Origin of the sequence: Acinetobacter genomosp. 33YU, assembly GCF_001990725.1 — a bacterium.
GTDB lineage: Bacteria > Pseudomonadota > Gammaproteobacteria > Pseudomonadales > Moraxellaceae > Acinetobacter > Acinetobacter seifertii.
Genome location: NZ_LFZQ01000011.1, coordinates 175,989 through 198,002 on the forward strand (window position 1 = coordinate 175,989; position 22,014 = coordinate 198,002).

The following is a 22,014-nucleotide window of genomic DNA, read 5'->3' on the forward strand; positions in this document are numbered from 1 at the left end:
GAGCTAAAAAGATATGAGGTTAATAGTAGCATGATGTTTTTATTGAATTGAGTTATTTTTCTGAAATCAAGCTACTACTTTACGATACTTTTTTATAGTTCTTAAAACAAATGTTTGAACTTATTTATCACGTAGAAACATCACATAATATTGGTTCAATATTTGTATGATTGCTTTAAGTTCAAGTAACTTTTCTTGAGTATTACCCAATCTTTCAACATAGCGTTGGCTTGCAATCTCTAAGTCAATTTTTTCATTAATTTGTGGCGTAATTTGAAATAACTTACGTAAATCATCAAAGTTCTGTAATTTACGATTTGAAAAATATTCAAGATGCTCTGACCATTTCTCGTTAATGACAATATTTTTAATTACGGGTCCACGCTCAGAATCAAAACTAAGTTGATTCTCTTGTAAATATTTTTGCTCTGGTGACTCTTTCGAGCCTTGAAAAAGCTGGCTTAACTTTTTAAACATTTCATCACATCATATTAGTTTCAATGTAAATAATGGAGGCCACCTATTCACCTCCATCACTTATGCTTAATTAATTTCTAGCGACTATTCGTCACCCAAATCATCTAGGAAATCTACAGTCGGTACAAAAAATAAAGTACCAGTTTGCGCAGTACTAAAGTCAAGTAAACGGTCAAGATGACCTTGTGCATTACCTAGGAACATATTTTCAAGCATTTGGCGTGTTGTACTAAATTTACGCGAATAACCAATAAAAAAAGTACCGTATTCATTTTTTGAAGGATTCGAGAAAGGCATATTGGCACGCATAATTTTTAGTTCATTGCCCTCTGCATCATGCGCTTTACTTACCACATTATGAGCTGTTAAAGGCTTTTCATCATCACCAAGTTCAACATCATTAAACTTCTTACGTCCAATCACTTTTTCTTGTTCTGCATCGCTTAAAGCACGCCATTTTTCCATGTCATGAGTATATTTTTGAATAAATGCATAACTTCCCCCGATAAACTCAGGATCTTCACTACCCACTAGCGCCCACTGCGCAGCAATGACAGGTTCAGGGTTTTCTGTCCCATCTACAAAGCCAATAATCGCTCGACCATCGAAATAACGGAAACCATGTACTTCATCGATTGGGTAAGTCACTTTACCCAACTGTTCATTGATTATGCTTCCCAATTCATAGCAGAGAGCTTGTCGATCAGCACGAATATGAAAGAATAAATCACCAGGTGTTGAAACAGCTGTGTACTTTGGGCCTTTTATTTCTTGGAATGTTTCTAATTCTTGAGGCTTTGCTTGCTCTGGAAATAAAACATCCCATGCATTTGAGCTAAAACCGAATGTGGCATTAAATTTACTTTCTGGATAACGATTAGACAAACTTCGAGTTAACGCTGAAAAATTAGCAGCAAAATCTTTTACTTTTTCTACAACAGAATCACCTTGAGCTAACCCCAATACAATAAATAATGCATTTTCTCCAGGATGACTTGTTACTGGCTGAATTCTCATACATTCCATAAAAACAGGCCTTATTTTTCACAATTTACGGTAGTAATTTAGCATACTCATTTTTTTATCGTACGATTTCTTATTCTTTTTATGTCTTGAAAGAGACTGAATTTCTCCAATCTCTTTTAAATTTTTTAATTTATCTTAACTACCATATTGTTGTTTTAAATATTTTACAATTTGAGCAGATTCAAACATTTTAACCCCTGTATTTGGGTCAACTAGATAAGGTACTTGCATTTTACCTTGCATAATCGGCAATAACTTTTCTCTTTTCCCATCTTTTAAAGGTACATATTTACCCGGTTTTAAGCGAAGAATGGCAGGCCCCATATCTTGCCATCTTTCTTTTGCAACATTATGCAAAATATAAGGAATTTCAAGTTCACATAACAAACCTCTTACTACTCTCGAATATGGGCTTGCTTCAAAACTCCATAATTCAAGTTTTTGCTCAGGTGCAGCTCTATTTACTATTTTTTTATTAATCCAGACCCCACGTGCACCATTCAATAACGTTCCTGCAAATGCCAGATATGGCATTTTTGGATAATTTGAAAATTTCTGAGGTGTTTGTCCTGTCTTTCCATAATGTTTAAATAAGTGATGAATAATATCTTGTGATTCGTATAGCTTATCGCCTGTATTTTCATCAATAAAAAAAGGAAACTGTAATTTACCGCCTATTTGTTTTACAACTGAACGATACTTTGTTCCCCCTTTAGGGCACGGATAAATTTCAACATCCAAATTCAAAAGTGTAATCACTTCACGAACACGACGACAAAATGGTGAACCCTCAAATTCATAGAGTTTTAACGCTTTAACAGGTTGATTAGGAAATGCTGTACCTGTAACCCCTCTACCACCCTCAGCAATTGCAGATGCTACTGCTTGCAGCACTTTAATTTGATGATTCACCATGTCATGTTCCTTTATATTGTGGAGCTAAACTAATTTTTCCTTAGCAATCACAATTCCATTGTTATCTGCATAAATGAAATCTCCAGATTGAATTGTGACTCCACCAAAATACAAAGGAATATCTACTTCACCAATGCCCTTACGATTACTTTTTTGTGGAATTGCTGCCAATGCATGTACACCTAAATCCAGAGTTGCAAGTGCATCAACATCTCGTACACAGCCGTAAATAATCACGCCATTCCAGTTATTTTTAACTGCCGACTCAGCAATCATATCTCCCATAAGTGCACAGCGCATTGAAGCACCACCATCCACAACCAACACCTTCCCTGTACCATCTGTTGCTAATAACTCTTTTACACGTGAGTTATCTTCAAAGCACTTTACAGTTACAACCTGTCCGCCAAAGGTTTGACGCGCACCATAACTTTTAAAGAACTTACCATCCATTGAGGGTATAACCACTTGTAAATCTTTTTCTGGGTTATCATCCAATAAATCACATGTCACAAATGGTACTGTAGACACTTTTATTCTCCCTTATCGAGTTTGCTGTATGCTCAGATTATCATATCGCTTAAATGCTTCAATTTGCGCTAGCGCCGCTACGACCATGGTATGAGCCAATTGCTCAGCAGTAACGGGTTTATATTTGAATGGTTTATGCCATTTATTTTCAATGAATTTAAATAGGCTTTGTCCTAAATCTTCAATAAAGCGCACATCGCTACGTTTACCAATTAATAAAGATGGTTGGAAAATCGATAATTTTTCAATATCTAAACTTTGAATATAGTCTTCGAGTTGTCCTTTTACTTTGTTGTAAAAAACTGGTGACTTAGCATTTGCTCCAAGCGCACTCACAATTAAAAAATGAATATGTTTATCTTGGATCAAGTCGGCAAAATGAGCATTTATTTCATAGTCAACAGCATAAAAGGCTTTCTTTGAACCTGCTATTTTTAGAGTTGTACCTAAGCAGCTAAATGCATGAGTATGATCATTTACGTCTTCGTCATTGAGTAATAAAAAATCCTCTATGACTAGTTGAGTAACTTTTTTATATGTATTAAGTAGTTGCGATTCTTTTCTAACAACAACCGTAATTGCTTCAAATTCTGGTGTTTGCTCAAGCTGCTCTACAAGAGCTAAACCAACAAGTCCTGTAGCACCTACTACAATTGCTTTTTTCTTGCTTATAGTCATTTTTTATCCAACCTTCTTTAAGTTTGTTTCAAATTTAACCTTTTCTTACGCTTTTAGCAGCCCCTAAAACCGCTTAAAATGCTCGCAAGGCTTGACTTCACGGTGTTGATTCATCACAATATGGCACTTGTTTACGGGCTGGTGATGGTTACACCAGTTTACTGGATTGACCACAGCCCGCCCAGACCAACTTATTTTCAAGGAGTGCAAGAGTGGCAAACTCTGCTCAAGCTAAAAAACGTGCGCGCCAAAACGTTACAGCGCGTAAACACAACGCAAGCTTGCGTTCTATGGTTCGTACTTACATCAAGCGTACTTTAAGTGCAATCGCTGGTGGTGATTATGCAGTTGCTACAGAAGCTTATAAAAAAGCTGTTCCTGTAATCGACCGCATGGCTGATAAAGGCATCATCCACAAAAATAAAGCTGCTCGTCATAAGAGCCGTTTAAATGCTCAAGTTAAAGCGTTAGCTAACTAAGTTGAAGCATATAAAAAAAGCCCAATAGGGCTTTTTTTATTATCTATATTTTTTGCTTTTACTGTTCATTATGAAATTTTGATACGTCCAACTCGTAAGCCTTGCCTCTCCAAATCCACTTTAATTTACAGTTGGGAAATTCATCCCCTTCAAACCATACAAACAAACCTTCCATCATTGCAGGCCAATCTGCCTTTTGTATCTGATTATTACCCGAAATTACAGCAACAATCGCAGCAATGATTGTGTCATGACTAACAGCTAAACTTAACCCACTTTTCGTTTTAGGATGAGTCTGATAAATTAGCTCCAACACGTCTAAAACACCCGTAATGGGATGTTTCATACCAGGTAATGCGTTATTCACAAAGCTATTAATAAAACCCAAAGCCCCTTGTTTACGAAAATAAGGAGCAGCCTGTTGAATATCGAGTACAAAGCTTCCCGGTTCTACCAATAGGCCTTGTTCAACAATTTCAATTGTATGCGTATTAGGTTCAGGGCTTACACCATCTGCACCTTCAATCATAAGTGCAGCAGTATCTACACAACGTTGGATTGGACTAGATATACAGTGTTGAATCACACGGTCCGTATTTTTAATTAAATAGCTTCCCCATGCCTGTGCTAGCTCACGCCCTTGAGGAGTAAGTTGCAAATCGTATCCTGCCAAGCCTTGCCCATCGACCAACTCTCTCAGCGAGTGCCGTGTAAAAAGGGTTACAGGGGTTGAAGCATCTGGCAATAAATCAATTGCTTCAAACATGCTTTTAGGCAATAAATCGAGTGCCATTTTATCGTGTCATCTTTTTTCAATACTTTGTCACTATAACATGTCTGGCATAACTCTCAATCCAAAACACCCGATTGAGCCAAAGCTTCAAATGCTATTTTTTTGCTTTCCTGATCACGAAATGCGATAAAGCCCCCGTTTAATACAGTGTCACGCTGATTATATTCAAAGGGTTTACCTTTTAAGGTGAGTAAACCGCCACCAATACTTTCTAATAGTCCCTGACCTGAACTGGTATCCCATTCAGATGTAGGATGAAATCTAGGGTAAATATCAATCTCACCTTCTAACATCATGCAAAACTTATAAGCACTGCCCGCTTCACGCCGAATTACGGTACGTTTTTTTTCAATCGGTTCAATAAATTTATGATATTTCGGATTTTTACTACTGTGGCTTAAACCAATTTGTACAGGAGCTTGTGTTGAATACGGCTCTTTTTGATATTGGTACCATTGTTGTTGACTAAAGCTATATTTAAAAGGCAACTCTTTTAAATAACCCAAATAAACAACCTGTTCACAAGGTACAACGATTACAGAGAAGATAGTTTCGCGCCCTTCAATCAAACTCAAATTTATCGTGAACTCATCCCGCTCATGTATGAACTCTTTGGTACCATCAAGCGGATCTAACATCCAGCAAGAAGACCAATCATGACGAGCACTATAGTCACTTTCTTCTGATAAGACAGGTAACTCTGGTGTAATTTCCGCAAGTTGTTTTAATAAAAATTGATTTACCTTTAAATCTGCTTGAGTTACAGGTGAATCATCATGTTTTTCTTGAATATTAAACTCATATCCTGCTGAATAGTTTTGATATTCTTGTAATAAAATCTGACTAGCCTCTTCCAAGATTGGTAGCAGCTGTTCAATTAAGGCATCATTGGGACGAGTTGTTGTTATAAACATAAATAAGCTCTATTTACTTTCCTTTTCATTATAAGTGAATTATGACAAATTCAGTATTCAACAAGAGTCTAGTATCCTTAAAAATACATTCTTTTTAATTGAATCATTACAATTTTTTCATAAGCTTTGCTTTAAATTTTGAATCAGTAAAGTACTTATATTCAAAAGAAAATAACATTAATTTTTGTATATAAATTCTATTCTAACTTATGAAAAATAAGCAACTTAACATAAATTCAAACATTTCATTTTCAAGCATTTCTTGTTATGTTCAATAGTACAATAACAAAACGGAAGACTAAAATATGATGCTATATGGATATCACTTCTCAACAATTGAAAATAACTGGGAAGACTTAACCCCATTAAACGAGTTTTTACAAACATTTGCAGACGATGATGGCGATGTGTCTCAAAGAGACAAAGAATCACTTAAAGAAATTATTGCTAAGTCAGATACCGCTTTGGCTTTGGCTAAAGAAATGGGTTGGGACGGTAGCTATACAGGTTGCCCTTATTTATTTTGGTTACCAAGTAAAAATACGCAATCATTTGAATATGGCTTTGTTTTTAAACAAACCTCAGATAACTCAACTTTTGTGATTTCACCAATTGAATTGGCTTATCTAGCACATGATGATCAGGTACAAACTTTAAGTAAGAATATTGACTAAGTATAAAGGGTTATTGACTTAACAATTAAGCCAATAACCTAGCCCCACTATTGCTATTCAAACATACTTAATTGAGGTGTTGGTTTCATAATTTTCTCTTTGGGAACATGTAAACATTCAAACTCCTCAACAGGAAAACCTTCAATAAAACTCGAAATATCTGGTGTTTCTAAACTTAACCATTCATCTAAACGGTCATGTGGAATCACAATGACTGATCTTTTGACATCGCCCGGTTCGTGAAAGTCTTTCATCATAGGATGGTCTATGGCGTCCATGGTTAACATACTTGCAGAACGGACAATCGTTTCATTTATTTTGCAAATTTCATAAATTGCTGCAATGAAAAAAGCCTGCCCATCTTTACGGCGTACAGCCCATCGCTCCGGTTTATCATTTATATATTTACTTTCATAAAACTCGGTCACAGGGATCACACCAAACTTACATTTAAGAGCAGCTTCTTGAAAACTCGGTTTTTGGAAAATTGTTTCTTGACGCGCATTATAAGTATGTTTTGCTATGTTTGTATCTTCCGCCCATTTGGGAACTAATCCAAACATGACTTCACGCCATTCAAGACCTTGTGGTGATTTGAATAATAGCGGCGTTGTGCCAGCAGGATAAACCTCATCGGCATAGCTAAAGCCGACCACAGGCAACTGAAGTTGCTGTAATTGGGCAAGCGTTAAAGGTTTAAAGTTGGCACACATAGCAAGAATAAAACACTGTACTTTTACTTCTCTTATCTTATAAGCATTTACCACATAAACCAAATGAAAAGGCACTCGAAAGTGCCCTTAACGACATAACTTTACGCTTATGAAACGTGTTGAATGCCTTGTGGAATCGCCTGCAATAATCGCTTAGTGTAGTCATGTTGAGGATGTGCATAGAGCTCGTCTGAGTTAGCGATTTCAACAACCTCCCCATGATTCATGACCATGACTTGATCCGAGATATATTTCACAACCGATAAATCATGTGAAATAAAGATATAACTTAGTCCAAACTCATCTTGTAAGTCCTGTAATAAGTTAAGTACTTGTGCCTGAACTGAAACATCGAGTGCCGAAACAGACTCATCACAAATTAAAATTTCAGGCTTTAGCGTTAAACAGCGTGCAATAGCAATACGTTGGCGTTGCCCACCCGAGAACTCATGTGGATAACGATAGTAAGCTTGTTCAGGTAAATTAACTCGTTCAAGTAACCCAAGTGCAATTTGTTTACGCTCCGCATCATCTTTACCAATGTTATGAATTTGCATAGGCTCTAATAAAATCTGCCCGATGGTAAAGCGTGGGTTAAGCGAAGCATATGGGTTCTGAAAAATGATCTGAATTTTCCGTTGATATTTGGCAAACTCTTTTTCAGTTAATGAAAGAATATCTTTACCCTCAATGAAAGCTTCACCACCTGTTGCTTCATGTAAACGCATGAGCAAAAGTCCCACTGTAGTTTTACCTGAGCCTGACTCTCCCACTAGACCAAGCGTTTTCCCTTTAGCCAGTTTGAAAGAAACACCTTTTACTGCTTGAAATTCTTCTTTTCCAAATAATCCTTTACGACTATAAAAGCTTTTTTTCAGATCTTTTACTTCTAAAATAATTTGCTCTTCGCCATTTAAACCGCGTTTACGCTGTGGAATTTCTGAAACATCAAAGCTTTGCTCTACCAATACATTGTCTTCTTGACGCATAAAGTCGCTGGTCACAGGCAAACGATAAGGTCGCTGGGACATTTGAGGACGACAGTAAAGTAAAGCTCTCGTATATACATCTTTGGGCTGTTCTAGAACTTGTTCTGCAAGACCTTGCTCTCTAATTTCACCATGACGCATCACAATGACTTGATCTGCAATTTCACCTACCAAAGCCAAATCATGCGTAATAAAAAGCATCGACATTTGACGGCGCTGACGCAACGATTCGAGTAAATCAATAATTTGTTTTTGAATGGTGACATCAAGTGCCGTTGTCGGTTCATCGGCTATCAATAGCTTAGGTTCACAAGCAATCGCCATTGCAATCATGACACGTTGCTGTTGACCACCAGACAGTTGATTAGGATAAGCATCAATCTTAGTTTCTGGTGAAGGTATCCCGACTTCTTTGAGTAACTCTAAAACACGTTGACGGGCCTGTTTACGACTCATACCCATGTGTAAACACAACACTTCTGCGATTTGATTACCTACCGTAAAAACGGGATTTAATGATGACATCGGTTCCTGAAAAATCATGGCAATATCTTTACCACAGATTTTTCGCATATCTTTACGGGATAAGCTGAGTAAGTCTTGACCTTCAAAAGCAATCTTACTTTTTTCATCAATTTTACTTTGGCCTACAGGTAGTAAGCCCATAGTTGCCAAAGAAGTAACTGACTTGCCACTACCCGACTCACCAACTAAAGCGACAGTGGTATTTGCTGGAATATCAAAGGAGATTCCTTTAACAGTTTCGATATACTGCTTGTCTTCACCTTTAAAGCTTACACGTAAGTTTTCAATGTGGAGTAATGGGACATTTTTTTGTTGTTCTGACATTAGGTTTTCCTCTTATTTTAATTTTGGATCTAATGCATCACGCAGTGCATCAGTAAACATTGAAAATGCCGTAACCAAAACAGCCATTGCGACAGAGGCTGCGACAAGCTGCCACCATTTTCCTAAAAGAAGTTCACTTTGTGCTTCATTTAACATACTGCCCCAAGACACTACGCCTACTGGCACACCGAAGCCTAAGAAACTCAAAATAACTTCAGATTTAATAAAAGAAACCACCAAAATTGACATTTGAACCAAAGCAATATGGCTGACATTAGGAAAAATATGAATAAACATACGGCGAAAATGTCCAACACCAATTGCCTTGGCCGCTAAAACATATTCACGTGAGGTATGTTTCATATACTCCGCACGAATTAAACGGTAAACACCAGTCCAACCCGTTAAACCTAAAATTAGAACAATAGATAAAATGCCCTTTTGTTGCAGTACGGCAGCTATCGCAAGTACTAATAATAAATATGGAATGGAAGTAAAAATGTTATAAAACCAGTTAAGGATGTCATCTACCCAACCACCAAAGTACCCTGAAATCGCCCCTAGCAGTGTGCCTAGGGTCACTGCGAGTAATGCAGAAACTAGCCCTACAATAATTGAAGTTTCAGCACCTTTAATGGTTTTTTTAAGAACATCTTGCCCCCATTTGTCAGCTCCAAATATAAGCGTACTTTTTAGTTCACTTTGCTGATCGAGTAAGTGTCCACCTAATTGCTGATCAATTGCTTTCATATCATCAGCTAGCGGGTCAACTACACCATAATAATCAATTGCACTTCCAGAGGACTTTTCTTGTTTAATTTCAGCCTTGAGTTGGTGAATGACATCTTTTAAGGGATCGACTGGATTTTCCAGTAACTCTTCATCTACAGTAGCTGTCTTTTGCAAAGCTTCATTTGTTTTATCTGCACCTATAAATGTAGGAGGTGCATAACTGACAGCAACTTCTTTATTCCAGTCCGATGCAATCACTCCTGTAAATGATAGTAGCAATACGACCAAATAGAACAGCACAACAATGAGTGATGCGATTGCAATTTTGTCAGCCCGAAGACGACGCATTGCAAGCCGCCATAAACCCGCTGAAGCAGGCGCTGTCTGGGTTTGTAATTTTCTTTTTGATAGAACACTTAGCATAGCCCACCTACTTCAACTGTACACGTGGATCAACCACTTTGTAGACTAAATCGGCAATCAAGTTAAAAATCATGGTTGCAGCTGCAATGTAGACTGTAATTGCTTTAATCACAGGAAAATCACTTCGCTCAACTGCGATAATTACTTCTCGACCAATACCGGGAATACCAAAAAAACGTTCAATTAAAAATGCACCTATGAGCAACGCAGGCAAAGTCGCCATCACATCGGTAATAATAGGAATTGAGGCATTACGTAAAACATGTACACCTAAAATTCGGCTTTCACCTACACCTTTAGCACGTGCCGTTCTAACATAATCTTGGTTAATCTCATCAAGCACAAAACTACGGTATAATCTTAAAGTAGGTGCAATACTAACCACCAACATAATTAAAATTGGAAGTAAGGCGAACTTAAATAAATTATCGGTAAAATTATCGCTCCAGCCCTGCACTGGGAACCAACTTAACTGATAAGCCAGAACATATTGAAAAACAATAATATAAACCAAGATACTAATCGACATGCCAATGGTACATAACATCATGACCATACGATCTGTTAAAGAACCACGTACAGCCGACACAGCCAATGCCAAGCCAATTGAGATAACGGTTTGTAAAATAGTGAGTGGAATCAAAAGCGTTAGTGAAGGCCCCAAGCGGGTTAAAATAATTTGTGAAACCGGTTCTCCCGTACTCCAACTTGCACCATAATCAAAAGTGAGAATCTGCTTAATAAAAATCCAGAGCTGAACGTAATAAGGCTGGTCTACCCCTAGCTGTTTACGAATGTTTTCAATCTGCTCAGGATTAGACATCTTACCTGCCAAAATATAAGCTGGATCTCCACCTACCCAGTTAAAAAGAATAAAGATAAACAGTACTACTCCCAACATGGTTGGAATCATCTGCCATAACCGCCGAATAACATATGCCAGCATAGTGATAATTCCTTATTTAACCCGTTGTCCAGTAATTTCATTAAAGAATGCTTTATTGTCAGGATCACGACCAAGGAAATCTTTAACCAACTCAGCTGCCGGTTTTTGGCTACCTTGGGATAAAATCGTCTGACGGTAACGTTGCCCGACTTGTGGGTTATTTAGGTTGTCACCATAAGCAGAAAGCATATCGAGAGCTAAAACCTCAGACCACATATAACCGTAATAACCCGCTTGATACCCACCCATTAAGTGTCCAAACTGTCCAGGAAATTCTGTTGTTGGTACATATCCCAAGGCCGTAGCTGCTTCCATTTTTTGCCAAGTTTCTAAAGGTTTTACTTTTAAGGCATCAGCCGTATGAAGTGCCATATCGTACTGTGCATAAAGTGTCTGACGTGCATAACGTAAACCGCGCCCATAGTTATGTACTGCTTTTAAACGGGCAATTAATTCATCATCAACTCGTGGACATGCTGGATCGCAATAATCAGCTACTTTAGACAAAGTTTCCTTACGGCGTGCCCACTCTTCATACATTTGAGATGGTGCTTCTACGAAATCACGCTCTACAGAAGTTCCAGACTGACTTGCATAACGGGTATTAGATAAAATGCCATGTAAGGCATGACCAAATTCATGAACAAAAGTTTCTAGCTCGTCACTATTTAAACCTTTACGGTTAAAGTTCGTGACTAGTACTGAAACTGGCAATCGGTTGGTTAAAGTGCTGCCACCATATACTCCCCAAACGGCGGCATGACCATATTTCCCTTCGCGAGGAAATTTATCCATATATAGAGCACCGAGAAGCTTTCCTGTCTTTTTATCGACTACATCGTAATATTCAACTTCGCTCTGCCATGCTTTTACTTTGACAGGTTTAAAATCAATGCCATAAAGGTCAGATGAAATAGCAAATAACCATTTTTGTGCCGCTAAAGCCGGGAAATAATCACGAAGCTTTTCCTGATCAATTTGATACTTGCTCTTACGCAGTTTCTCACTCCAGTAAGCTTCACTCCAACGTGTTATCTCGGTTTTATCTAATGGTGTTTTTAAAGTTTGTGCTTTAAATGCACGGAGCTCTTCTACTTCTTTGCGCTCAAGTGGTGCCACCGTTTTTTGTACTTCTGCCAAAAACTGATTTACAGCTTCGGGCGTTTTTGCCATACGATCCTTTAACGCCCAATCTGCATAACTTGCTTTTCCAAATAACTGCGCCAGTTCATAACGCAAATCTATTGCTTGTTTGAGTAATTTTAAGTTTTGTTCAGTACCACGTCGTGTAAAGGCGATTTGATATCTTTTTCGGGCATCATCATTATCTGCCAGTTCCATAAATGGACGATATTCAGGATACTCAAAACCTAATAGATAGTTACCATTGGCATTTTTCTTTAACCCTGAAATATAACTTTCTGGCAGACCTTTCATCTCTTCAGGCGTAAATTCAAGTTTTTCAGGGTTATCACGAATATTACGGCTATATTCTTGTTCGAGTTTAGTCAATTCATCCAGAATGGCTTTCATTCTTGCACGTTTTGCTGGTTCTAATTGAACCCCCGTGTCTTCAAACTGATCCAAAATATCCTGACGGTATTTTTTATCAATAGGATCAGTCGCTTTTGTATTTTTAATTACGTTATATAATTTTGAGTTTTGAAATATATCGGTATGTAACTGATTAATTTTGATTTCGCAGTCTTCTGCTGCTTTACGTAATTTTGCGTCTGGGTCTACATTACTATATAAACCGACAGGTCCTGAAAAATCTTCAAGATGAGCAAAAATTTTGTCCCACTTTGCTAATATTGGAGCAGCGGCAACATCAGTTTTAACAGGTGTTTTTTCAAAGTTTGAAATCTCTTGCTGGATTTTTTTTAAATTAGAATCACACCATGCTGGGAGTTGCTCTGCTTTAAGTAATGGTAAGGTTGCACGTGTTGTCTCTGCCGATGCAAATTGACTTATACCTATCGTCAACATACATAATGTAGTCATTTTCAGTGTGTTATTTTTCATCGTATCTCCAATTTTTTTCATTTAATGATTAGATTTCGTATTTGTATCAATATCGAAGTACATCCATTCAGCATGTAAAATCGGATGCTTCTTATATCCAATGATTCTTGGTTGAGCCAACATATTTCTATAACGTGCATACAACACTTGCACTGGCATATACACTTCTAACAAACGTGTCATTTTTCGATAAATCACGTCGCGTTCTGGGCCTGGCTTAATCTGTTGAGACTGACGGTATAATTGATCAAACTCTGGTATTGAACCGCAAGACCAGTTGGTCATATGAGTGTTCGGGCCATAAAAATTCTGCATAAAATTATCGCCATCTGGATAATCGGCAATCCATGCAGAAGAGCCAAACATTCCGTCACACTGTTTTTGTGCCCGAATGAGGTCTGAAAAGAGCATAGGCTTGTACACCATACGGATATTCAAACTGTCAAAGTTCTTTTTCCAAAGCTCAGCGCTTTGCTGACCAATACTGTCATTACGCGCCATATATTCAATGACAAGGGGCTTACCATTTGGTTGTGTACGCCAACCTGATGCATCTTTTTTATAGTTATATTTATCTAATAATAGATTTGCTGCTTTGACCGAATATGGGGTACTGCTTCTATATTGCGGATCAGAACCCACCACACCTGGCGGTACTGGAAAATGTAGACGCTCAGCATCACTATTACGTACTAATTTAATTTCTTGATCTATTGAACGAGACATTGCAATTGCACGGCGTAAAGCAATTTTTTCTTTACTCATTCCTCCAACAACAGGATTCTTAAGATTCCAATAGTTGTAACTAATTTCCGGATCAACAATACGAGATAAATGCACACCATCTTTTGCAAGTTCAGGTCTTAACTTGCCGTCTTTAATGGCTTTCGAGACTAATTGCCCTTCAAGTTGAATAATATCAACTTCACCACGCTGAAATGCTAACCATCGTGACTGGTTTTCTTCCATAACCTGAATATCAATTGTGCCGATTTGAGGCATTTGTTTACCTTTGAGGCGTTTTACAATTGCTTGGTCCTCAGGGCTACTGGCTACAAAGTTCCAAGTAAAACCACGATAATCAGGATTCGCTTTTAAAACAATACGCGAAGCAGGCACCCACTTACTGAGCATATAAGGTCCTGTCCCTACCGGATGCCCCATAACAAAGCCAGATTTATCTTTATATTTTTCGATAACTTCACGCGCTACAGCCCCTGTAGGGTCATGTGCCAGTAATAAAGGAAAGTTATAGTCAGGGTTCACTAACCGAATAACCAAGGTGTACTTATCAGGTGTTTGTAAACCACTCACACTTTGATCATAGTTAAACTTTCCTGTTTTACTGGCTGATTGTACTAAAGCATCCATACCTTCAATTTTGTTCTCCAACAACCAGCTATTTGGCGAACGTAAATTTGGGTCCAATAACCGTTTAAAAGAGTACGCATAATCGTAAGCTGTTAACTCTCTAGGTTTACCTTTAAAAACAGGGTCCGGTGTAAAATAAATACCTTTTTTAATGTGAATGGTATAAGTCAGACCATCTGCACTCACTTCTGGCATAGCGGTTGCGATTTGGGGAATAAGCTTTGCTGGCCTTGCTAAATAATCGTAGGTATATAAAGTTTCAAATATTGAAGTGGTTACATGTGCCGAATATAAGTCATGGATATAAGCTGGGTCGAAACCTGTTTCAGCTGTTGGGAACGTATAATGTAAAACTTTATTCGGATCTGCTGGGCTTTTGGCATAAATAGTCGTGGCACCCGTTAATGCCATTCCGGCAAATAATAGGCCTACGCTACAGTGCTTGAGCTTTAGTCTTAAATTTTCAGTCATGATGATCTTTATCTAAAATTATTTTTTAACGGGGGTAATATCAAGATATTGCCAGTTTGTATTCATCATCGGGTGGGGTTTAAAACCCTGAACTTGTGGGCGTATCAACCAATTACGAATTCGAGTTACATGAATAATCCAAGGATTGTCAGCTTCAATCTGGCGATTAAGCTTTTCATAATATGGTAGACGTTGTTGCGGGGGTAAATGAATGGCCTGAGTATAAAGAGCATCATATGTTTTAGACTGATAACAAGCATGGTTTCCCTGTCCAGCATTTGGTCCATATAATAATTGTGCAAAATTATCTCCTTCGGGATAGTCAGCAATCCATGCCCCGCTCCACATCATATATTTACATTGAGTTGCGGCTTTTAAGTTATCTGCAAAATTACTTACTTTAAAGTCAGCACGAATGCCAATCGCGTCTAGATTTTTTTTCCAGAGTTCAGAATGAATAACGGATGCTGAGCTATTTTCATTATTAATTTTTAAAACTAAAGGTTTGCCATTTGGTAAGGTTCGATAGCCATCAGCCCCTTTTTTATAACCATAATAATCAAGCAGTTTATTTGCTAGCTGCGGATTATATCCTACGCTACTTTTATACTTCGGGTTATATCCGTTTACACCTTCAGGTATAAACATTTCTGCTCTCACTGCCTGACCTTTATATGCCTGTTTTATGCTTTCTTTTTGGTCATAGGCCAAAGTAATTGCTCGACGAAGCGCAATTTTTTCTGGACTAACCCCCCCAATAACCGGATCACGCATATTCATCATGGTATAGGTCATTTCAGGTTCTTTATATGGAAAATGTTTAATGCCTCTTTTTTGAAAAGAAGCTTTAAGTTGATTTCCATCTAACGCTTGAGGAACGGCATCTGCTGTAAGTTTGTCAAAATCTAATTGACCCGATTGAAAAGCTAACCATCTTGATTGTTGTTCTTCAATGATACTGACCACCACCTTGCCAACTTGCGGCATTTTCTTTCCAGACATTTCCTTAACAAGTTGGTTATCCCAAGGCGTTCCTGTTGACTTAAAATTCCAGACAAAACCACGATAATCAGGATTGGCAACCAACTCGACCTTACTTCTTGGAACATATTTACTTAACATGTACGGTCCAGTACCTACTGGATGCATACCGATACGATCACCGTAATAATCAACAACCTCTTTAGCAACGCTACCAAACGTAATATAGGCAAGAATATAAGGAAAATTAAAATCTTGGCGAGTTAAGGTAAATTGTAGAGTATATCGATCAGTCGCTTTAAGCCCTGCAATTGGCGCGGCATAATCAAACTTTCCAGTTTTCTTTGCTTGAGCTACAACTGCATCAGCACCCACTAATTTTCCATCCAAAAAAGAAACGGAAGGTGCTCTGTTTTTAGGGTCTAAAATACGTTTAATGGAATAAACATAATCTTCGGCCACCAATTCACGGCGTTTGCCTTTAAAGGCAGGATCATCCGTAAAATAAATACCTGGCTTAATTTTAAATATATAAACTTTACCGTCTTGCTCAACCTTCGGCATGCTTTCAGCCGTATAAGGAACCAGTTGTAGTGGACGTGCTAAATAATCGTATTTAAGTAGAGGTTCAAAAATAGCTTCTGCAATACTTGCACTATAGAAATTGGTGGTTTTAACCATGTCAAAACCGTCATCAGGTGCTTCATAGGCAACATGCAAAATCTTGTTTGGTTGTGCTGGCGTAATTGCATAAGCACATGGAATAGATGTAATAGCCAAACTTAAAATGGCGAGCTTAAAAAATTTTAATTTCAAGTTCATATCCACATAACTAATTTTTTTAAAAGATATTAACCTTTTGAGTAACATCTAAATCCGCATAAGAAAAGTTCTTTTTTCAGCAGATAGGCCTATTGGGGATTTGGAATTCACTTTCCTTTATCATCTTTTTATTTGATCAAATGGAAAAATAAATTCAAGTACCCAGTGTTTTGTAACTACTGAATATAAAGCGAATTTCATGCCATCTATGAGTATTCATAATAAAATATTTAAGAATATTAGAAATTCATATTTTTATTAGGTACTTAAATCCGTTTGAACTATATAAATAAAAGTTACTTTTTGCCAAATATTATATTTGTATAACTTAATCATTTAACATCTTAAATGCACAAAAAAAATCCATTGATGATTCATTATGCATCATATTAATCCATTTATACTTAAGAGAAAATATTAACTTAATATACTGATAATTAAATAAAATTATATAAAAAAATCTTACAATAAATAGTATAACATTACATATAATAAAGTTCTAAAACGATACATTTTTATTTATTAAGTATGTGAACTGTCCATTAATGTATATTTTTTATACAAATAAATTTGAAACTTTTAGCCAATACAAAAAAATTTGCCAAACGGAAAATTTATTTAACTTCAAAAGAAACAGAGGCACTGCCCTCAAACATAATAAAATCAATATTTATCAATATTTTGCATAAACTAAAAAAAGAAAAATATATAGTTGGCACTTGCTTTGCTTAAAAACATTCCAGCAATATCGCTAACTACAACAAAAAGGGATCACGTCCACGATGAAAAAAAAATACAATGTTCGATCTCAGGTAACCCCCAAGATCGGCAAGACAATACTTAAATTAAGTACCCTTAGTTTAAGCATGATGTGTCTTACCATGGCACAAGCAGCAGAAACCGAACAAACAAGTAATGATGATAAACCAGCAAAAGTTGTGAAAGTTGCCGTTACAGGTTCTTCAATCAAAGGCGTTGCTGCTCAAAGTGCTTCACCAATTACTGTTGTAAAAGTTGATGAAATTTTAAAACAAGGGGTAACATCAACTGAAGAAGCCTTAGCCAAGATTAGTGCAAACCAATCAAACTTCGTAACTGCTAGCAATGTGGGCGCTAGTAAAACTGTGGGGTCAGCAGCAAACTTGAGAGCCTTGGGGGCAAACAAGACACTTATTTTACTAAATGGGCGTAGATTAGCTGCAAATGCTTACGATAGCGGAGTAACCAATTTAAATATTATTCCACTCGCCATGTTAGACCGTATCGAAGTTTTACGTGATGGTGCTTCATCCATTTATGGGACAGATGCAATTGGCGGGGTTATTAACTTCATTACTAAAAAACAGTTTACTGGCCTCAACTTAACTGCTGGATATCAAAAACCAGAAGAAAAAGGTGGTGAGCAACAAGATTATAGTATTTTCGGTGGTTTTGGTGACCTAGATGAAAATGGCTATAACGTTTTTGGGGTTATCGATTATCGAAAAGGTGATGATGTTATGGCCCAAGACCGTAAGGTCAGTCGCCGCGGGGGCATATTACCTGAATTAGGTGTCAATAGAACCAGTAGTGGTACATTCCCTGCTAATGTTCCTGGTCTAGGTAATCCCTATGCGAGTACTGGTTGTGGTAATGATCCTTTAGTCGCTAGTACTGATGGAGAAACGTGCAGATATAACAGCCAAGCTGTGATTGGAATTGTTCCAAAAACAGAAGATATCTCTGTAATGGGTCGAGCAACTTTTAAACTCAATGATGATTTTAATGCGATTGCAGAATATTTATATGCAAGAAATGAGGTTACCACCTCGGTCGCGCCAGATGTATTTTTTGATTTAACACTAGACCCTAGCAGTAAATATTATCCTGGAAATGGCATAACTCCTGCTCTTGCTGGCACATCGGGCCCTATCGATCTTTACTTACGCTCACAAGCTGGTAATCGTATCAGTAATAGTATTAACCAATCGCATCGAATATTTGCTGGCATTGAAGGTGAAACACATGGTTGGGATATCAATTCAGGTGTGACTTATGCGCATAGTAGTGCTTCTGATGCTATCTTGAGTGGCTATTTAAACTATGACAAAACTCAAGAAGCTTTAAACAATGGCTCCTTAAATCCATTCGGCCCTCAGAATGCTGAAGATGCAGGTGTATGGGACCAACTAGGTGTTGAAGGAAAATATTTAAAAGCCAACTTAGATACAACCACGGTTGATTTCACTGCTAGTCGCCCTATTTTCAAATTGCCAGCGGGTGATGTTGGGTTCGCAGTTGGAGCGAGCTATCGTTATGAAGATTGGACTTCAAAAGTAATTGCTGATGTTGCTCGACTTGCTCCTAGTACTGGTAATGATCCAGATGAACCAGAAAATAAGGGTGATCGTAATATCAAATCGGTATTTACCGAATTTCATATTCCACTGCACAAAACTTTAGAAGCTCAAATTGCTGCTCGTTATGATGACTACAATGATTTTGGTGATACCTTTAATCCAAAATTCGCACTTCGTTGGGAACCAATTAAACAACTGATGTTCCGTACCACTTATAGTACAGGTTTCAGAGCACCTACACTTTGGGAGGTTAATGGGCCAAACTCAGTAACGAATACTGGTGCAACATATAATGACCCAGCACTTTGCCCTGGAGGTGTTATACAACCTGGAGGTAAAAAAGAACGCGACTGTAATATGCAGTTTAAACGCCAAAATGGTGGAAACAAGAGTCTTGATCCTGAAGAGTCTAAATCTTTTACAGCAGGCTTAGTCTTTGAACCTGTTAAAAATTTAGCCTTTACTCTCGATTACTTCAATATAGAAGTGGACAAGCAAATTGCTACTCTATCTGAAGCTGCTATTTTTAATGACCCTGTGAAATATGCAGACAAATTTGTACGTAATGCTGATGGCTCACTAAATTATATTATTACTACACAACAAAATTTAGGTGGCATTAAAACATCTGGTTTTGATGTGGGCTTAAGTTGGGTTTCCCCAATGACAGCTACAGGTCGATTTGGTTTCAATATTGATGGCACATATATCACAGACTACAAATATCAAGCAGAACCAGATGGTGAATGGATAGGTGTTGCAGGCTCATATACTGGCTTAGATTATCAATCAATTATTCTTCGCTGGAAACATACCGCCAATGTGAATTGGAACTACGAAAATTGGGCTTTAAACCTACAACAAAACTTCTCACGCGGTTATCAAGATCAAAACTCAAATGATCAAAACCATAGAGTAAGTGATTACACAACTTACAATATTTCTGGCACTTACAAAGGCTTTAAAAACCTAGAGTTAACAGCAGGTATTAAGAATATTTTTGATGAAGATCCACCTGCTTCTAATGTAATTGATAACTTCCAAATGGGATATGACCCACGTTACGCAGATCCTTTAGGACGCACTTACTTTGTACGAGGTACATATAAGTTCTAAATGGTTGTTCTGCAAATATAACACTCAAAAGTTAGTTTGCAGAACAAATACTCATTCTTAGCCAAACAGTCATTTCAAAAATTGTTTGTCTACAGTTTCAGGAGTAACTATGGGCATGACTTTTACAGACATAGAAAATAAATCTGCCAAACGCCTTATTGGTATTGCTGCAGTAATTTTTCTGCATCTTCTTGTTGCCTATATTCTGATGTCAGGTTTAGCAAACAATATTCAAAAACCAGCAGAAAAACCTGTGGAATTACAAATTATTCAGCATATTAAACCGCCTCCACCACCAAAACTGGAGGAGCCGAAACCTAAGGAAAAACCACCTGAACCGCCAAAAATGGTGGAAAAAGTTGCCAAGGTTCCAGAGCCTCCTAAACAGGTTGAGAAAGTTGTGACTCCTGTGCAAAAAAACACTCCAATAGCTCAACCAACTAAAGTTGCAACTCCTGCTCCGGCTGCACCTAGTGCACCATCACCAAGTCCAGTTGCGGCGCCTGCTCCAACTGCAGCTGCTCCAGCACCTAAACCAGCTGGTGTAACTCGTGGTGTTTCAGAAGGTTCCGCAGGTTGTGAAAAACCAGAGTATCCACGTGAAGCAGAAATGAGTGGTGAACAAGGCACTGTCCGCATTCGAGTTTTAGTTGATACGAATGGCAAAGTTATAGAAGCAAAGATAAAGAAATCGAGTGGCAGTAGGATTCTAGATAAGGCAGCAACTAAAGCTTACAGCCTATGCACATTCAAACCAGCAATGAAAGATGGTGTGCCTCAGCAGGACTGGTATGAAATTGAATATCCTTTCGTAATTGAATGAACAAATTGAATTAATCAGAAATTAAAAATATTGGAGAAAATATGATGAAAAAATCAACTCAACCGCTAGTACGTTTCGCTTCTGCAAGCCTAATCGCAGCTTGCTCACTGCTCCCATTAAGTACAGCTTTTGCAGAAGAAACGAGCAATACTCCTGTTGCAACCGCAACGACTGAAGCAACCTCAAACTCAAGCACACCGACTCCACCGCCAAAGCCTGCAACGAGTGAAACCATTAAAAACCCTTATGGTTTAGAAGCACTTTGGCGTGAAGGTGATTTAGTTGCAAAATCAACCCTATTCATATTAGTACTTATGTCTATCGGTACATGGTACATCATCGTTTCTAAACTATTACAACAAGGAAAAGTCAAACGACAAGGGAAAGAAGCTGAAAGACATTTCTGGGAAGCTACTTCTCTTGATAATGCTGCTGAAGGTTTAGAACAAAGTAGCGCTTATCGATTTATTGCAGAAAAAGGAATTAACTCAACTAAGTCACACGGCGGTTCGTTACTTGAACGCATTGACTTCAATACTTGGGTAAGCATTTCAATACAACGTTCAATTGAAAAAGTACAAAACCACTTAAGTGGAGGTTTAGCCTTTTTAGCAACGGTTGGATCTACAGCCCCTTTCGTAGGTCTATTCGGAACAGTATGGGGAATCTATCACGCGTTAACAGCTATCGGGATTTCAGGACAGGCATCTATTGATAAAGTTGCAGGCCCAGTTGGTGAAGCACTGATTATGACAGCTATTGGTCTAGCAGTCGCAGTACCAGCGGTGCTTGGTTATAACTGGTTGACTCGTCGCAATAAAGCAGTGATGGAAAACGTTCGTTCATTTGGTTCAGATTTACATGCAGTTTTATTAAGCGGAGAAATTAATACTAATAATTCAGTTAACCGCAGCATTAAATAATCAG

The 22,014-nt window shown here is 37.8% G+C and carries 20 protein-coding genes; 6 read left to right on the plus strand and 14 right to left on the minus strand.

All coding sequences use genetic code 11. The annotated features are described in order from the left end of the window. Positions 1-120 precede the first annotated feature (120 nt). From AC056_RS14380 to AC056_RS14400, 5 genes are all read right to left on the minus strand, one after another. Entirely contained in the window at positions 121-477 is a 357-nt protein-coding gene (locus tag AC056_RS14380) for a hypothetical protein (RefSeq protein ID WP_077163997.1), read from the minus strand. Between the two features lie 84 nt (positions 478-561). Next, entirely contained in the window at positions 562-1,494 is a 933-nt protein-coding gene (locus tag AC056_RS14385; protein ID WP_077163998.1) for a Dyp-type peroxidase, read from the minus strand. 144 nt (positions 1,495-1,638) lie between these two features. Beyond that, the gene (locus AC056_RS14390) at positions 1,639-2,418 is read right to left on the minus strand and encodes a glutathione S-transferase N-terminal domain-containing protein (RefSeq protein WP_004701934.1); all 780 of its coding nucleotides are present in this window, start codon (positions 2,416-2,418) and stop codon (positions 1,639-1,641) included. Between the two features lie 24 nt (positions 2,419-2,442). Beyond that, the gene (gene rraA, locus AC056_RS14395) at positions 2,443-2,949 is read right to left on the minus strand and encodes a ribonuclease E activity regulator RraA (RefSeq protein ID WP_019459022.1); all 507 of its coding nucleotides are present in this window, start codon (positions 2,947-2,949) and stop codon (positions 2,443-2,445) included. A 12-nt stretch (positions 2,950-2,961) separates the two neighbouring features. Then, positions 2,962-3,627 carry an NAD(P)H-binding protein gene (locus tag AC056_RS14400; RefSeq protein ID WP_077163999.1) on the minus strand — a complete coding sequence of 222 codons (666 nt, stop codon included), beginning with the start codon at positions 3,625-3,627 and terminating at the stop codon, positions 2,962-2,964. Positions 3,628-3,839: 212 nt separating this feature from the next. On the opposite strand from AC056_RS14400, the gene rpsT reads away from it, so the two are divergent. Then, positions 3,840-4,106, plus strand: a complete 267-nt coding sequence (rpsT, locus tag AC056_RS14405) for a 30S ribosomal protein S20 (protein WP_002117906.1) — start codon at positions 3,840-3,842, stop codon at positions 4,104-4,106. Positions 4,107-4,164: 58 nt separating this feature from the next. Here the strand turns inward: rpsT and AC056_RS14410 are convergent, their stop codons facing one another. Beyond that, positions 4,165-4,899, minus strand: a complete 735-nt coding sequence (locus AC056_RS14410; RefSeq protein WP_049065819.1) for a histidine phosphatase family protein — start codon at positions 4,897-4,899, stop codon at positions 4,165-4,167. A 56-nt stretch (positions 4,900-4,955) separates the two neighbouring features. Continuing rightward, on the minus strand, positions 4,956-5,813 hold the full coding sequence (locus AC056_RS14415; protein ID WP_077164000.1) for a 3'(2'),5'-bisphosphate nucleotidase CysQ family protein: 858 nt from the start codon (positions 5,811-5,813) through the stop codon (positions 4,956-4,958). Between the two features lie 305 nt (positions 5,814-6,118). Between AC056_RS14415 and AC056_RS14420 the strand changes: the two genes are divergently transcribed. After that, a complete protein-coding gene (locus tag AC056_RS14420) occupies positions 6,119-6,487 on the plus strand; it encodes a hypothetical protein (protein ID WP_039251368.1) in 369 nt (122 codons plus the stop codon). Positions 6,488-6,540: 53 nt separating this feature from the next. On the opposite strand, the gene AC056_RS14425 is transcribed toward AC056_RS14420, so the two are convergent. The 7 genes from AC056_RS14425 to AC056_RS14455 form a co-directional block, all read right to left on the minus strand. Further along, on the minus strand, positions 6,541-7,200 hold the full coding sequence (locus AC056_RS14425; protein ID WP_213033508.1) for an SOS response-associated peptidase family protein: 660 nt from the start codon (positions 7,198-7,200) through the stop codon (positions 6,541-6,543). A gap of 107 nt (positions 7,201-7,307) precedes the next feature. Next, the gene (locus AC056_RS14430; RefSeq protein ID WP_077164002.1) at positions 7,308-9,038 is read right to left on the minus strand and encodes an ABC transporter ATP-binding protein; all 1,731 of its coding nucleotides are present in this window, start codon (positions 9,036-9,038) and stop codon (positions 7,308-7,310) included. Positions 9,039-9,050: 12 nt separating this feature from the next. Beyond that, a complete protein-coding gene (locus AC056_RS14435) occupies positions 9,051-10,193 on the minus strand; it encodes an ABC transporter permease (RefSeq protein WP_077164003.1) in 1,143 nt (380 codons plus the stop codon). 7 nt (positions 10,194-10,200) lie between these two features. Then, positions 10,201-11,139, minus strand: a complete 939-nt coding sequence (locus AC056_RS14440) for an ABC transporter permease (protein ID WP_004709076.1) — start codon at positions 11,137-11,139, stop codon at positions 10,201-10,203. Between the two features lie 12 nt (positions 11,140-11,151). After that, positions 11,152-13,185, minus strand: a complete 2,034-nt coding sequence (locus AC056_RS14445; RefSeq protein ID WP_077164004.1) for a M3 family metallopeptidase — start codon at positions 13,183-13,185, stop codon at positions 11,152-11,154. After that, positions 13,186-15,009: an ABC transporter substrate-binding protein gene (locus AC056_RS14450; RefSeq protein WP_077164005.1), complete on the minus strand. Its 1,824-nt coding sequence runs from the start codon at positions 15,007-15,009 to the stop codon at positions 13,186-13,188. A 15-nt stretch (positions 15,010-15,024) separates the two neighbouring features. Next, positions 15,025-16,815: an ABC transporter substrate-binding protein gene (locus AC056_RS14455; protein WP_077164236.1), complete on the minus strand. Its 1,791-nt coding sequence runs from the start codon at positions 16,813-16,815 to the stop codon at positions 15,025-15,027. A gap of 142 nt (positions 16,816-16,957) precedes the next feature. Here AC056_RS14455 and AC056_RS19395 point away from each other — a divergent pair, with 142 nt between their 5' ends. The 4 genes from AC056_RS19395 (at position 16,958) to AC056_RS14475 (ending at position 22,010) form a co-directional block, all read left to right on the plus strand. Continuing rightward, positions 16,958-17,071, plus strand: a complete 114-nt coding sequence (locus AC056_RS19395) for a hypothetical protein (RefSeq protein WP_139344670.1) — start codon at positions 16,958-16,960, stop codon at positions 17,069-17,071. Positions 17,072-17,591: 520 nt separating this feature from the next. Continuing rightward, a complete protein-coding gene (locus tag AC056_RS14465) occupies positions 17,592-20,264 on the plus strand; it encodes a TonB-dependent receptor (RefSeq protein WP_139344665.1) in 2,673 nt (890 codons plus the stop codon). Between the two features lie 109 nt (positions 20,265-20,373). Further along, positions 20,374-21,087, plus strand: a complete 714-nt coding sequence (locus AC056_RS14470) for an energy transducer TonB (protein ID WP_077164007.1) — start codon at positions 20,374-20,376, stop codon at positions 21,085-21,087. A 41-nt stretch (positions 21,088-21,128) separates the two neighbouring features. Next, on the plus strand, positions 21,129-22,010 hold the full coding sequence (locus AC056_RS14475; RefSeq protein ID WP_077164008.1) for a MotA/TolQ/ExbB proton channel family protein: 882 nt from the start codon (positions 21,129-21,131) through the stop codon (positions 22,008-22,010). Positions 22,011-22,014: the final 4 nt, after the last annotated feature.

Excerpts from the sequence above, each read along its gene's own strand:
- AC056_RS14425 (WP_213033508.1), bottom strand. The coding sequence starts at position 7,200 with ATGTGTGCCAACTTTAAACCTTTAACGCTTGCCCAATTACAGCAACTT.
- AC056_RS14445 (WP_077164004.1), bottom strand. The coding sequence starts at position 13,185 with ATGAAAAAAATTGGAGATACGATGAAAAATAACACACTGAAAATGACT.
- AC056_RS14410 (WP_049065819.1), bottom strand. The coding sequence starts at position 4,899 with ATGGCACTCGATTTATTGCCTAAAAGCATGTTTGAAGCAATTGATTTA.
- AC056_RS14465 (WP_139344665.1), top strand. The coding sequence starts at position 17,592 with ATGAAAAAAAAATACAATGTTCGATCTCAGGTAACCCCCAAGATCGGC.
- AC056_RS14380 (WP_077163997.1), bottom strand. The coding sequence starts at position 477 with ATGTTTAAAAAGTTAAGCCAGCTTTTTCAAGGCTCGAAAGAGTCACCA.
- AC056_RS14390 (WP_004701934.1), bottom strand. The coding sequence starts at position 2,418 with ATGGTGAATCATCAAATTAAAGTGCTGCAAGCAGTAGCATCTGCAATT.
- AC056_RS14475 (WP_077164008.1), top strand. The coding sequence starts at position 21,129 with ATGATGAAAAAATCAACTCAACCGCTAGTACGTTTCGCTTCTGCAAGC.
- AC056_RS14400 (WP_077163999.1), bottom strand. The coding sequence starts at position 3,627 with ATGACTATAAGCAAGAAAAAAGCAATTGTAGTAGGTGCTACAGGACTT.
- AC056_RS14435 (WP_077164003.1), bottom strand. The coding sequence starts at position 10,193 with ATGCTAAGTGTTCTATCAAAAAGAAAATTACAAACCCAGACAGCGCCT.
- AC056_RS14420 (WP_039251368.1), top strand. The coding sequence starts at position 6,119 with ATGATGCTATATGGATATCACTTCTCAACAATTGAAAATAACTGGGAA.
- AC056_RS14430 (WP_077164002.1), bottom strand. The coding sequence starts at position 9,038 with ATGTCAGAACAACAAAAAAATGTCCCATTACTCCACATTGAAAACTTA.
- AC056_RS14470 (WP_077164007.1), top strand. The coding sequence starts at position 20,374 with ATGGGCATGACTTTTACAGACATAGAAAATAAATCTGCCAAACGCCTT.
- AC056_RS14415 (WP_077164000.1), bottom strand. The coding sequence starts at position 5,813 with ATGTTTATAACAACAACTCGTCCCAATGATGCCTTAATTGAACAGCTG.
- AC056_RS14385 (WP_077163998.1), bottom strand. The coding sequence starts at position 1,494 with ATGAGAATTCAGCCAGTAACAAGTCATCCTGGAGAAAATGCATTATTT.
- AC056_RS14440 (WP_004709076.1), bottom strand. The coding sequence starts at position 11,139 with ATGCTGGCATATGTTATTCGGCGGTTATGGCAGATGATTCCAACCATG.